General features: G+C 72.4%; 12 protein-coding genes. 8 read left to right on the top strand and 4 right to left on the bottom strand.

The annotated features are described in order from the left end of the window. Nucleotides 1-50 precede the first annotated feature (50 nt). The 4 genes from ribH to ACFV88_RS25075 all read left to right on the top strand — a co-directional run bounded on the left by ribH (nucleotide 51) and on the right by ACFV88_RS25075 (nucleotide 2,401). A complete protein-coding gene (ribH, locus tag ACFV88_RS25090; RefSeq protein ID WP_385494126.1) occupies nucleotides 51-536 on the top strand; it encodes a 6,7-dimethyl-8-ribityllumazine synthase in 486 nt (161 codons plus the stop codon). A gap of 60 nt (nucleotides 537-596) precedes the next feature. Beyond that, the gene (locus tag ACFV88_RS25085) at nucleotides 597-869 is read left to right on the top strand and encodes a phosphoribosyl-ATP diphosphatase (RefSeq protein ID WP_033275136.1); all 273 of its coding nucleotides are present in this window, start codon (nucleotides 597-599) and stop codon (nucleotides 867-869) included. Between the two features lie 147 nt (nucleotides 870-1,016). Further along, nucleotides 1,017-1,865, top strand: coding sequence for an ATP phosphoribosyltransferase (gene hisG / locus ACFV88_RS25080; protein ID WP_385494125.1), 849 nt, complete (start codon nucleotides 1,017-1,019; stop codon nucleotides 1,863-1,865). Between the two features lie 14 nt (nucleotides 1,866-1,879). Next, on the top strand, nucleotides 1,880-2,401 hold the full coding sequence (locus ACFV88_RS25075) for a PH domain-containing protein (RefSeq protein WP_385494124.1): 522 nt from the start codon (nucleotides 1,880-1,882) through the stop codon (nucleotides 2,399-2,401). A gap of 43 nt (nucleotides 2,402-2,444) precedes the next feature. Here ACFV88_RS25075 and ACFV88_RS25070 read toward each other — a convergent pair whose 3' ends face one another. Continuing rightward, entirely contained in the window at nucleotides 2,445-4,307 is a 1,863-nt protein-coding gene (locus ACFV88_RS25070; protein ID WP_385494122.1) for an AAA family ATPase, read from the bottom strand. 477 nt (nucleotides 4,308-4,784) lie between these two features. After that, nucleotides 4,785-5,462, bottom strand: a complete 678-nt coding sequence (locus ACFV88_RS25065; RefSeq protein ID WP_385494121.1) for a uridine kinase — start codon at nucleotides 5,460-5,462, stop codon at nucleotides 4,785-4,787. 170 nt (nucleotides 5,463-5,632) lie between these two features. Here ACFV88_RS25065 and ACFV88_RS25060 point away from each other — a divergent pair, with 170 nt between their 5' ends. Then, a complete protein-coding gene (locus tag ACFV88_RS25060; RefSeq protein WP_385494120.1) occupies nucleotides 5,633-6,979 on the top strand; it encodes a C39 family peptidase in 1,347 nt (448 codons plus the stop codon). 37 nt (nucleotides 6,980-7,016) lie between these two features. Here ACFV88_RS25060 and ACFV88_RS25055 read toward each other — a convergent pair whose 3' ends face one another. Beyond that, nucleotides 7,017-8,600: a M1 family metallopeptidase gene (locus ACFV88_RS25055; protein WP_385494119.1), complete on the bottom strand. Its 1,584-nt coding sequence runs from the start codon at nucleotides 8,598-8,600 to the stop codon at nucleotides 7,017-7,019. Nucleotides 8,601-8,862: 262 nt separating this feature from the next. On the opposite strand from ACFV88_RS25055, the gene ACFV88_RS25050 reads away from it, so the two are divergent. Beyond that, entirely contained in the window at nucleotides 8,863-9,009 is a 147-nt protein-coding gene (locus ACFV88_RS25050) for an SCO1431 family membrane protein (RefSeq protein WP_385494117.1), read from the top strand. A 151-nt stretch (nucleotides 9,010-9,160) separates the two neighbouring features. Further along, entirely contained in the window at nucleotides 9,161-9,874 is a 714-nt protein-coding gene (locus tag ACFV88_RS25045) for a TetR/AcrR family transcriptional regulator (protein ID WP_385494116.1), read from the top strand. Between the two features lie 62 nt (nucleotides 9,875-9,936). On the opposite strand, the gene ACFV88_RS25040 is transcribed toward ACFV88_RS25045, so the two are convergent. Beyond that, a complete protein-coding gene (locus ACFV88_RS25040; RefSeq protein WP_385494115.1) occupies nucleotides 9,937-11,181 on the bottom strand; it encodes a glycoside hydrolase family 18 protein in 1,245 nt (414 codons plus the stop codon). A 429-nt stretch (nucleotides 11,182-11,610) separates the two neighbouring features. Here ACFV88_RS25040 and ACFV88_RS25035 point away from each other — a divergent pair, with 429 nt between their 5' ends. Continuing rightward, the gene (locus ACFV88_RS25035) at nucleotides 11,611-12,783 is read left to right on the top strand and encodes an acyl-CoA dehydrogenase family protein (RefSeq protein WP_385494114.1); all 1,173 of its coding nucleotides are present in this window, start codon (nucleotides 11,611-11,613) and stop codon (nucleotides 12,781-12,783) included. The last annotated feature ends 114 nt before the right edge of the window (nucleotides 12,784-12,897 follow it).

Raw genomic sequence — 12,897 nt, 5'->3', positions numbered from 1 at the left:
CCGGCACGACGTCAGAGCAGTACGAGCCCCATGAGAACCAGGAGCAGCGCGTGAGCGGCAACGGCGCACCCGAACTGAGCGTGAAGAACTGCGGCGACCTGCGGGTCGCCGTCATCGCGGCCCAGTGGCACGAGACGGTGATGGACGGACTGGTCGAGGGCGCCTTGCGGGCCCTGCGGGAACTGGGCATCGACGAGCCCACCCTGCTGCGCGTCCCGGGCAGCTTCGAACTGCCCGTGGTCGCCAAGGTGCTCGCCGGCCGCGGTTACGACGCGATCGTCGCCCTCGGGGTGGTCATCCGCGGCGGCACCCCGCACTTCGACTACGTGTGCCAGGGCGTCACCCAGGGCCTCACGCAGGTCGCGGTGGACTCCGGTGTCCCCATCGGGTTCGGGGTCCTGACCTGCGACACGGAGGAGCAGGCACTCGACCGGGCGGGGATCGAGGGCTCCCGCGAGGACAAGGGCCACGAGGCCGTCACCGCCGCCGTCGCGACCGCGGCGACCCTGCGCACGGTCGCCGAGCCCTGGCGCTGACCCCGGTGTCCACGGGCCGTTAGGGGGAGCCCGCGCGGGTCCCGTAGAGTGGTCCGCACCATGTCCAAGAAGACGTTCGAGGAGCTGTTCACGGAGCTCCAACACAAGGCCGCCCACGGTGATCCGACCACCTCACGCACCGCCGAACTCGTCGACAAGGGTGTCCACGCCATCGGCAAGAAGGTCGTCGAGGAGGCCGCCGAGGTCTGGATGGCCGCCGAGTACGAGGGCAAGGAAGCCGCCGCCGAGGAGATCTCGCAGCTGCTCTACCACGTCCAGGTGATGATGGTCGCGCGCGGGATCTCCCTCGACGACGTGTACGCCCATCTGTAGAGCGCGCGCCGCCGGCGCGCGCTCGGCCACCGCCCCGCGCGCCCGGGCGACGGAGCCCTTCCGGCCCGTCGCCGTCCTCGCGCCTGACGCACACCCCGCACCGCTGACGCACACCCCACCGCTGCCACACGTAAAGGAACTGGCCTCATGCTGCGCATCGCCGTCCCCAACAAGGGTTCACTGTCCGGACCTGCGTCGGCGATGCTCCATGAGGCCGGCTACCAGCAGCGACGGGAGTCCAAGGAACTCGTCATCGTCGACCCGGACAACGAGGTCGAGTTCTTCTACCTCCGCCCCCGCGACATCGCGATCTACGTCTCCTCCGGTCGTCTCGACATCGGCATCACCGGCCGCGACCTCCTGGTGGACTCCGGTGCCAACGCCGAGGAGATCCTGCCGCTCGGCTTCGCCCGCTCCACCTTCCGGTTCGCGACCCGCCCGGGCACGGCCGCCGGCGTCACCGACCTCGGCGGGCTGACCGTCGCCACCTCCTACGAGGGCATCGTCGCCAAGCACCTCGCCGACAACGGCATCGACGCCTCGGTGGTGCACCTCGACGGCGCCGTGGAGACCGCGATCGAGCTCGGGGTGGCCCAGGTCATCGCCGACGTCGTGGAGACGGGCACCTCGCTGCGCAACGCCGGCCTCGAAGTGATCGGCGACCCGATCATGACCTCCGAGGCGATCGTCATCCGTCGCACCGGCGCCACCACCGAAGAGCCCAAGGCACAGCAGTTCCTCCGCCGGCTCCAGGGCGTCCTGGTCGCCCGGAGCTACGTGATGATGGACTACGACTGCCGCGCCGAGCACCTGGAGGAGGCCGTCGCCCTCACTCCGGGTCTGGAGTCCCCGACCGTCTCACCGCTGCACAACGAGGGCTGGGTCGCCGTCCGCGCCATGGTGCCCGCCAAGGAAGCCCAGCGGATCATGGACGACCTGTACGAGCTCGGTGCGCGGGCCATCCTCACCACCGCCATCCACGCCTGCCGCCTCTGAAGAAGACCGAGACCATGCCCGACACTCCCGCACCGGCCCCCGGCACCCCTTCCCCGGGGAACCAGGACGGGCCCCCGACCGCGGCGGTCACCGCTCCGGCCCTGCCGGCCCTCCCGGTCACCTTCCGCCCGTCCCTGATCCGGGTGATCCTGCTCGGCTCGGGCGTCGCGATCCTCGTCGTCCTCACGGTGATCGCGTTCATCCTGCCGCAGCTCAGCCCGGGGGAGCGCACCAGCTTCGTCTTCACCGGGGTGCTCTGCCTCGGTGTGCTCGCCCTGCTGGGCCGCCCCAAGATCGTCGCCGATGAGCAAGGGCTGACGGTCGTCAACGTCGCCTCGTCGCGACGGCTGGAGTGGGCCCAGGTCGTCCAGGTGAACCTGCGCCCCGGTGACCCCTGGGTCTTCCTGGACCTCAGCGACGGCACCAGCCTCCCCGCCATGGGCATCCAGCCCGGCATGGCCCGCGAACGCGCCATCGGCGACGCCCGCACCCTGCGGGCCCTCGTCCAGGACCGGGCCACGGGCCACCGCGCCTGATCCGTCGGGGGCGGGGCCCGTCCGGCCGCGCGGGCAGCCGGGGTCAGGCCCCGGCCAGCGGTTTGCCGGGCCCCCGTCCCGACAGGACCTCCCCGTACGCCTGCATCAGATCGGGCAGCCGCAGGGTCGCGAGATCGTCCCGGCTCGGCGTGCACGTGTAGCCGGACAACCTGAGGTCCCGGTACGCGCAGCTCTTCTCGTACAGCGTGCGCAGGAAGCGGCCGTTGCCCAACTCGTCGATCCAGCCCTGGTCCACCACATGACCACTGATGGAACGCAGCTCGTCCACCGCCTCCTCGTCCCAGGCGTCACCGTTCTCGGCCGCGAGCACCTGACCGATCGCGGTCAGTTCCAGGGGACGGTACGAGGGGAAGTCCACCCGCGTGGTGAAACGTGACGACAACCCCGGGTTGGCGGCGAGCAGCCGGTCCATGCCCTCCGGATAGCCCGCGAGGATCACCACCAGGTGGTCGCGGTTGTCCTCGGCCCGCTTGAGCAGGACCTGGAGCGCCTCGTCCCCGTACGCGTCCCCCTTGCCGTAACCGGAGTTGGACAGCGCGTACGCCTCGTCCAGGAAGAGCACCCCGCCGATCGCGGAGTCGATCAGCTCGTTCGCCTTCACCGCCGTCTGCCCGAGGTACTCGCCGACCAGGTCGGCGCGCTGCGCCTCCACCAGATGGTCCCCGCCGAGCAGCCCGAGGGCGTAGAAGACGCGGCCCAGTATTCGGGCGACCGTGGTCTTGCCGGTGCCGGAGGGGCCGGAGAACACGAAGTGCCGTTTCGGCGGCTGCACCGGCAGCCCCTGGCCGGCCCGTAGCCGTGCCATGTTCAGCTGCGCGGACAACGCCTTGACCTGGCGCTTCACCGGGTCGAGGCCCACCATGCGCTCCAGTTCGGCGAGCGCGTCCGCGAGCAGCGAGGGATCGGCCACCGGGGTCGAAGGGCGGTGCGGGGAGGGCCCCGAGGCCTTCTCCCGGACGGGGTCCCCGAGCCCCGGCGCTCCACCGACGGCGGGGTCCGAGGGCGGTTCGCCCACCTTCACGTCCCGGCCTTCGGCGTCGAACAGGGGGTCGGGCCCCACGGCGTTCTCCGGAGCGGGCACCGGCAGCGAGAAGGGCGCGAGGTCGAGGACGTCGTCGAAGCCCTCCCCCTCGGCGATCGCCGCGAGCCGGGCCGAGGTGTCCATGAACGCGGGGTCCACCCGGTGCACGGCCCGGTAGAGCGGGAGCGCCGCCGCGCTGCGACCGGTGCCCTCCCGGGCCCTGGCCAGCCAGTACCGCAGCTCCTTGCGCTGCGGCTGCTCGCTGCGGCACCGCATCAGCGCCGCCGACAGCAGCGGCTCGGCCTGGCCGAACATCTCCAGCCGCACCCGGGCCATCCCGCCGAACAGTCCCGCCTCGATCCCGAGCAGCGGATCGTCGAGGAGCGGGTCGGTGTGGCGCACCAGCCGCTCCCAGTCCTTGACCAGGTAGGAGCGGCAGGCGTGCAGGAACCGCACCTGCGGGTCGGCGTCGACCGGCGGCAGTCCGGCGAGGGCCCGGTCCAACTCGGGCACGTGGCGCCCGTCGAGCCAGTGCGAGGCGTGCGCGAGCAGCAGGTCCCGGGGCCGTTCGAGCACCGGTTGTACCCACCAGCCCAGCCAGTACCAGGAGTTCAGGGTGCGCCGGTGCCGGGCACGCTGCTCGCCGAAGCGCTCGCGGTGCTGGTACATGCGCAGCAGCGCCGTGGTGGTGTCCACCCGGAGCGCGTGCAGCCCCAGCCATCCGTCGGCCAGCCCGGGGTCCATCCGCACGGCCGTCCTGAATTCCTCTTCCGCCTGTGGATACGCCCCCATCGTGTAGGCGTCCACACCGCGCAGCCACGCTAGTTCCGCCGGGGCCGGAGCGCCCTGGGTGCCGAAGTCCATCACGTCCCCCACAAGCCGTGCCCCCGATGATGTGCCGGTTCTCGCCGGTGCCGGTCGGTACCGGCCATTGACAGTTGAAGTTCCCCTGTCGACCCGTGTGGAACCGCTGTGCCGTGGACGGAAGTTGAGCCAGTGCGTGAGCCGCCGTCCGTCGGTCGCACCGCACGCATCGTACCCGCGTGGCGCGGCTGGATCTAAGGGTGCCCGCAATGCCGGTTCCGTGCAGGGGGTGTGCGGGGGGCGCACGCGATGGTGACCGACGGTGAGCGCCCGGCATCGGTCCGCGCCCGGAAACATGTGAACGAAGGGGGTGTTGCCGGGCAGAACGAAGCCCCCGATCACGGGGGAACGACCGGGGGCTTCGCGACTACGGGCGACCCGAAGGCCGCACAGGGAGAACGTAAGACCTGTACGGCCCCCGGTCAAGCGCAGCGGAAGCCCTGACGAAAACCGCTTTCCGGGCATCCCCGAGCACTCCTATTGAGCCTCACGCTCAGTGACGGATTGATGTGGTCTTGACGTCCCGACTGCCTCGGTGGGCCCGCCAGTTGACGCCGGCCCCGCACTCACCTCGTACCCCAGTGTTCCCTGGCGCACCACGAGATCGGCGAAGGGCAGCGTCGGATCCCCCGCGAAGTGCTCCTGCTCGGCGGCGACCCAGCGCTCCCAGAAGGAGTGCTGGGCGGGCCCGTCCCGCCGTCGGCCCCGCTCCCAGGCGGCCCCGCGCTCGTACTCCATCCACAGCACGCGGGCCAGCTCCGGGCGGAGGTCCCGTCGTCCGGCACCCACCCCCTCCAGCAGCACCACCGGCGCCGGTGCGAGGCTCCGGGGCGCGCCGAACGCGCGGGCGTTCCAGTCGTAGGGGGCGTACCGGGCGGGCTCCCCCCGTCCCAGCGGCGTGATGACCTGCCGCAGCAACCGGTCCGTCCAGGCGAAGAGTTCGGTGTGCGTGGCGAAGTCGTCCAGGTGCAGCACGGGGGCGCCGTCGAGGGCCTCGGCGAGCACGGCGGCGAAGGTCGTCTTGCCCGATCCCGCGTGCCCGTCGACCGCGATCAGTCGGACCGGGCCGCAGGACGGCGGCAGCAGCGCCAGGTCCGCGGCGAGCCGGCGCACCGCGGCCGACGCGGCACGGGGGGCAGGTGTGGGCGCGGTCATCGCCTTCAGGGTACGACGGCGCCGCATTGCTCCGGTCGGGAGCGGTGGCCCCGTCGGCCCCGTCGTCGCTGGTCAGGACCGGGTGACCCGGGCGATAGTGGTCGGACGGCGGCTCGGACCGGGCCGCCCGCGTCCGACGTGACCAGGCACCGACCGGGGGTTCTCCGTCCATGACCGCGCCCGAAGGAACCTCCCGCCGCACGGTGCTGACCGCCGCCTGCGCCGCCGTCACGGCCACCACGGCCGCCGCCGACTCCCGTCCGGCGCCCCGGGCGGCAGTCCCCGCAGGGCCCGTGGCCCACCACGGCTGGACCTCCTGCGCCGACTGGGCGCGGGGCACCGCCCGGGGCACCCGCGTCGTGGACGCCGCCCACCCCCGTCTGGCGATCGACGCGCCCACCGGCGTCACCGAGCGCACCGACCCCCGCACGGGCCGGTCCACGACCTGGGAGCACGCGGTGTGGACCGGCCCCGAGCAGGCCCTGGCCGTTGCGGCGAGCGAGGTGATCCCCTCCTGGAACGCGCACACCCCGCCCGGGACGTGGCTCCGGGTGGAACTGCGCGGTACCTACGCCGACGGCTCCCGGACCCCGTGGTACCTGATGGGCGACTGGGCCGCCGGCGACCGGGACGTCACGCGCACCTCGAAGAACGGCCAGGGCGACGGCCGCACCGCGGTGCGCACCGACACCCTCGCCGTCACCGACCCCGGCACCCGGCTGGTCGCCTGCCGGGCGAGGCTCACCCTGTACCGCACCCCGGGGAGCCGACCGGGCCCGCTCGTGCGGCGCCTCGGGCTGACGGTCAGCGACCTGCCCGACCGGTTCACCGTTCCGCCGGCGCCACCCGCCCTCCCCGGGGTCCACCGGGAGCTGCGCGTTCCCCGCTACGCGCAGACGGTGCACGCCGGCCGCTATCCGGAGTACGACAACGGGGGCGAGGCGTGGTGTTCGCCCGCCTCCTCCCAGATGGTGCTGGAGTACTGGGGGCGCCGCCCGACGGCCCGCGACCTCGCCTGGGTCGACCCGGCCTACGACGACCCGCAGGTCTGCCACGCGGCGCGCGCCACCTACGACCACGCCTACGGGGGTTGCGGGAACTGGTCCTTCAACGCGGCCTACGCAGCCTCGTACCCGCAGATGACGGCCGTGGTGACCCGGTTCACCTCGCTGGGCGCACTGGAGGGCCTGATCGCCGCGGGCATCCCGGTGATCACCTCGCTGTCCTTCCGGGCCGAGGAACTGACCGGCGCGGGTTACGGCACCCCCGGGCACCTGATGGTCGTCGTGGGGTTCACCGCCGGGGGCGAGGTGATCGCCCATGACCCCTCGTCCCCCTCGAACGCGGAGGTCCGGCGGGTCTACCGGCGACGCGAGTGGGAGAACGCCTGGCTACGGACCCGGCGGTACGGCGGCACCGGCCAGGAACTCACCGGATCGGGCGGGGTCGGTTACCTGTTCGTCCCGACGGATGACGGTCAGCGGCGCCGGGCCCTGGCCGCCCTGGGAATCCGTTGACCCGGCGCCCGTGCGGGATCGGCGGGTGCCCGTGTGATCAGCGGGTGACCACCCAGTCCGGGTGTCCCGGCATCGCCGGCGTCCGGCTGCCGTACAGCCACGGCCGCAGGAACGCTTCCATGTCCTCGTCCGTGACCTCACAGGCCAGGGCGATGAACTCCCGGGTGCCGGCGATCTCGCCCCGGTACCGCTGCGCCCACTCCCGCTCGATCGTCCGGAACGCGGCGCTGCCCACCTGCTGGCGCAGTGCGTACAGCACCAGTGCGGAGCCGTCGTAGCGCATCCGCTTGAACAGGTTCGGCTCGGTCGGTTCGGCGGGTGCCCCGAAGTCCCTGCGCCACTGGTCGTGTTGTGCGTACGCCGTCTTCATCGCGGTCTCCAGGGCGGTGCCGCCGTGCTCTTGCGAGTACAGCCGTTCGTAGAAGCGCGCGTGCCCCTCGCTGAGCCAGAGGTCGGACCAGGTGCGGATGCCGTTGCTGTTGCCGAACCACTGGTGGGCCAGCTCGTGCACCAGGGTGCGTTCGGCGGCGACGCGGTCGCCCAGCAGATCGGCCTTGGGCACCAGCGACAGCGTCTGGGTCTCCAGGGCCACCCCGAGGTCGGTGTCCGCGACGAGGACGCCGTACCGCTCGAAGGGGTAGGGGCCGAGCCGTTCCTCCAACCAGTGGAGATGGGCGGCGGTCAAGGCGCGGTAGCGCTCGGTGGAAGCCACCAGGGCGTCCGGGACGACGTCCCGGATCGGCAGCCCCCGCGGACCCTCGTCCTCGACGAACGTGAACTGTCCGACGGCGAGTTGGGCGAGCGGCACGGCGAGCGGCTGCTGGGAGTCGTACGTCCAGCGGACCCGCCCGTCGGCCCGCTCGGTGCGCTCGGTCAGCCGCCCGTTCGCGACGGCTTCGACCCCGGGCGGGGTGGTGATCCGGAAGGTCAGCCGGGCACGCCGGCTCGGATGGTCGTCGGCGGGGAAGAGCATCCGGGCGCCATTGGGCTGCGGGTACACGACCGTGCCGTCCGGGGTGGGGATCCACCCGTAGTCCTCGATGGCGTCGGTGCGGTGCCGGGTCTGCGTCGGATCGGCGGTGTAGCGCACCACGACGGTGAAGGCGCTGTCCTCGGCGAGCGGACGCGACGGGGTGACGACGAGTTCGTCGCCGTCCCGCTCGGTGCGGGCGGGCGCCCCGTCGACGGTGACGGACCGCAGGGTGTTGCCCGCGAAGTCGAGGTGGAAGCGGGACAGGTCCTGGGTGGTGCGCGCGGTGATCGTCGCGGTGGCCGGGAACGCGCTGCGCGGGGCCTTCCAGTCCAGCTCGACGAGGTAGTGGCTCACCCGGTAGCCGCCGTTGCCGTCCAGCGGGAAGAGCGGGTCGCCCGCGCCCGGCGCCCCCGGGGTGGCGGCCCGGGCCCCGGGGCCGGACGCCGTGGCCGGGGAGGTCGGGCCGGTCAGGGCCGCGAGGCCGGTCAGGGCCGTCAGGGCGGCGATCGCGGCCGTCCGCCCGTGGCGGCGCCGTGTCCGGTGTGCGTGCTGCGCTGCGATCGGTGTCACCGGGAACCCTCCGTCGGTCGGTGCCTCGGACGAGCGGCGCCGCACGGAGGTCAGCCGGGCGGCGCGGTCCGCTCGCACGGTAGACACCTGCCGGGGCGACGGCGTTGCACGGCGGGCCCGCCCGTGGAGCACGGTCGGCCGGCGCACTCCGGTCACCCGCCCCTTACGCCCCTTGCGCACCACGCGCGCTCCCCCGATCGGGGTTCCGCGGGGGCGCGGCCGACGACCACGGGGGCGTGACCGACGTCTCTACCGCACGGGCGGTCGTGGATGGCACAGTGAAGGAGACCCGTCGGGGTGCTCCCCACCGCACGACGCCGCACGACGACAGCGAGACGCCATGACCGCGACCTCCGCCACGGCCAGCACTGCCGCCACCCGCACGGGCGGCCCCCGAACCGACGGCCCCGCCGTCCTCGAACACGTCCTCGGCTGGACCCTGGTCGTCGTGGTCGCGCTGCTGGTCACCCGCCTCGGCCTCTTCTGAGGGCGGGCGCCGCGCCGCACATCCGGTAGCGGGGTTACCCGTGCCCCTTCCGGAGGGCGTCGAGGAGCCCGCAGAGGTGCCCCGAGGGGTGGACACCGGTTCTGCCATACTGCCGAGTGTTCCGTCGCCAGCCGGGAGGCACAGGCCGCCTTTGGATACCAGCCAGCAGCAGCGACCCGGCGGTCCACGCGCCGCCGACACCGGGCGACCCCGGACCCGCGGCAGCGACCGCTCCCTCACCCGACGGGCCGAACTCATCGCGATCGGCCGGAAGTTGTTCGCCGACACGTCCTACGACGCGTTGTCGATGGACGACATCGCCCGACAGGCGCACGTCGCGAAGGGCTTGATCTACTACTACTTCGAGTCCAAGCGCGGCTACTACCTCGCGATCATCGAGGACGCCGTCGCCGGTCTGGTCGCCCGCGCCGGCAGCGACACCGACCTCCCGGGACGCACCAGGCTCGAACGGACCATCGACGGCTACCTGCGCTACGCCGAGCACAACCAGGCCGCCTACCGCACGATCATCAGCGGCGGCGTCGGGTTCGACTCCGAGGTGCACGCCCTGCTCGGCGGGGTGCGGGAGGCGATCGTCGACACCATCGCCGAGGGCGCGTACGGGCGTCGCGACATTCCGCGCGTGGCCCGGTTGGCGCTCCTCGGCTGGCAGTGGAGCGTGGAGGGCGTCACCCTCGACTGGATCGACCGCGCCGACCCGTCCCGTGACGAGGTCCGCGAACTGCTGGTCCGGCTGCTCGGCAGCACCCTGCGCACCATCGAGGAACTCGAACCCTCCTGCCCGGCGCCGCCCCCCGCGACGGACGGACCCGCCCCTCCCGTCCCCGGGGCGCGGGTCGGCTGACGGACACCACGAAGGGGCGGGACCCGCGACCGGGTCCCGCCCCCATGTGGTTGCCGCGGTGGCTAGTTGAGCGCCTTGATCAGCTCACCGTTGGCCGTGTCACCGCTCAGCTCCCAGATGAACGTACCGGCGAGGTTCTGCTGGTTCTTGTACGTCATCTTCGTGGCGAGCGTCGCGGGGGTGTCGTAACTCCACCACTCGTTACCGCACTTGGCGTAGGCGGTGCCACCGACCGTGCCGGTCGTCGGGCACTTGGCCTTGAGCACCTTGTAGTCGTCGATGCCCTGCTCGTAGGTGCCCTGGGCCGGACCGGTGGCGCTTCCGCCGGGCGTCGACTGGGTGACGCCGGTCCAACCGCGGCCGTAGAAGCCGACGCCGAGCAGCAGCTTGGACGACGGGATGCCGAGGCCCTTCAGCTTGGTGATCGTGGCGTCCGAGTAGTAGTGGGGCTTCGGAATGCCGGGGTAGCTGGTGAGCGGCGAGTGCGGCGCGGTGGGGCCGGTCCGCGACCAGGCGCCGAAGAAGTCGTACGTCATCGGGTTGTACCAGTCGACGTACTGCGCGGCGCCCGCGTAGTCGGCGGCGTCGATCTTGCCGCCCGGCGAGGCGTCGGCCGGGATCGCGGACGTCACCAGCTGGGAACCGAACTTGGCGCGCACGGCACGCATCAGATCGGTGTACGCGGTCCGACCGCTGGTGTCGCAGCCGGCGCCACAGGCGTTCGGGTACTCCCAGTCGATGTCGATGCCGTCGAACACACCGGCCCAGCGGGGGTCGTTGACCAACTTGAAGCAGGACTCGGCGAAGGCGGTGGGGTTCTTCGCGGCCTGGGCGAAGCCGTTGGACCAGGTCCAACCGCCGAACGACCACAGCACCTTGATGTGCGGGTTCTTCGCCTTGAGTTCCTTGATCTGGTTGAAGTTGCCGCGCAGCGGCTGGTCCCAGGTGTCGGCGACGCCGTCCACGGACTGGGCGGCCGGGTAGGTCTTCTCCAGGGCCGCGTACGAGTCGCCCATACCGCACTGGCCGTTCTGGACGTTGCCGAAGCCGTAGTTGATGTGCGTCAGCTTCGCGGCGGAGCCGGAGGTCTGGATGTTGTTGATGTGGTAGTTCCGGCCGTAGACGCCCCATTCGGAGAAGTATCCGACGACCTTGGAGGCCCGCGGCGACAGGGGCTGTGCATCCGAAGCGGCCTCGCCCGCAGTCGCCGTGCTGGCCCCGGCGAGCAGGCCCGCCCCGAGGACGGCACAACAGGCGGCGGACAGGAGCGCCCGGAAACGGGCACGGGGACGGTGCGAATGTGACATCGACTCACCTCGTGGGGGAGAGGGAAGGGTGGGGGGAAGTGCTGCTGACGTACCGAGTCGGGCGTACGGGCGCCGGTCCCTGGACGCTGGGGGGCGTCGGGTACGCACCGGTGGGCGCGAACACGTGGGGTGTTCGGGGGGAACAGTAGGAGGACTAGACCAGTTGGGTCAATGGTGCGTACCAAGTTCCACCAGGCTGTTCGAAGATCGGCACCAGTGACGAACAGCCTCCGATCGGGCATACTCGACGCGCCACAGCCACCGGTCGGCTCCGCTCCGTGAACCGGAGCGCCACCATCGGCTGGGCAGTGCCGAAACTCCGGGGACCGGGGCTGCGCCACCGGCGCGGAACCCGTGCCGCGGATCTGCCGGAGACGTTCGCCGCACCCGGGCGGGCGCCCCCGAACTGCCCGACAGGGAGGACCGCGCATGCCCGACCACGTCCCACCACCCGTGGACCGGATCGCCCCCACGGACGAGGCCCGGGACCTGTTCTCGCTCGTGCGGGAACTGGCCCGGCGGGAGATCGCCCCGACGGCCGCCGAGGAGGAGGAAGCGGGTCGCTTCCCCCGCGAGCTCTTCACCCTGCTCTCCGAGTCCGGACTGCTCGCTCTGCCCTACGCATCCGCCCATGGCGGCGGGGACCAGTCCTACGAGGTGTACCTCCAGGTGCTGGAGGAGCTCGCCGCGGCCCGGCTCACCGTCGGACTCGGGGTCAGCGTCCACACCCTGGCCTGCCACGCCCTGGCCGGTTTCGGCACGAAGGAGCAGCAGGCCGAACACCTGCCCGCGATGCTCGGTGAGGGGCTGCTGGGCGCGTACTGCCTGTCCGAGCCCGCGTCCGGCTCCGACGCCGCCTCGCTGCGGACCAGGGCCGTCCGGGACGGCGACGACTGGGTGCTCACCGGGACCAAGGCGTGGATCACCCACGGGGGGATCGCCGACTTCTACACCGTCCTGGCCCGCTCGGGCGGTGCCGGTGCGCGCGGCATCACGGCGTACCTGGTGCCGGGTGACGCGCCCGGGCTGAGCGCCGCCGCCCCCGAGCGGAAGATGGGCATGAAGGGCTCGCCCACCGCACAACTCCACTTCGACGGGGTCCGGGTGTCCGACGCGCGGCGCATCGGCGCGGAGGGCCAGGGCTTCGCCATCGCCCTGTCGGCGCTCGACTCCGGCCGGCTGGGCATCGCCGCCTGCGCGATCGGGGTGGCCCAGGCGGCGCTGGACGCCGCGGTCGGGTACGCCGTCGAGCGGCGCCAGTTCGGCCGTCCCGTCGCCGACTTCCAAGGGGTGCGCTTCCTATTGGCCGACATGGCCACCCAGGTGGCCGCGGGACGCGCGCTGTACCTCGCGGCGGCCCGGCTGCGGGACGCGGGCCGCCCGTTCGGCAAGGAGGCGGCCATGGCCAAGCTCCTGTGCAGCGACACCGCGATGAAGGTCACCACCGACGCGGTGCAGGTCCTCGGCGGGTACGGCTACACCGCGGACTTCCCGGTGGAGCGCTACCTGCGGGAGGCCAAGGCCCTCCAGATCGTCGAGGGCACCAACCAGATCCAGCGCATGGTCATCGCCCGTCACTTGGCCGGCCCGGAGTCCTCCTGACCCCGAGCCGCCGCCCGTGGCGTCCCTGCGGCGCCCGCACGCCTAGCGCAGTGGCCCCGCGGCCGTTCCGCCGAACTGTCCCGGGCGCACCAGGGGCGCGGTGAGCCGTTCCCA

Origin of the sequence: Streptomyces sp. NPDC059816 (assembly GCF_042732055.1) — a bacterium.
Lineage (GTDB): Bacteria > Actinomycetota > Actinomycetes > Streptomycetales > Streptomycetaceae > Streptomyces.
The sequence above is the reverse complement of the archived record's forward strand: the minus strand, read 5'-3'. Positions and strand labels throughout refer to the sequence as shown.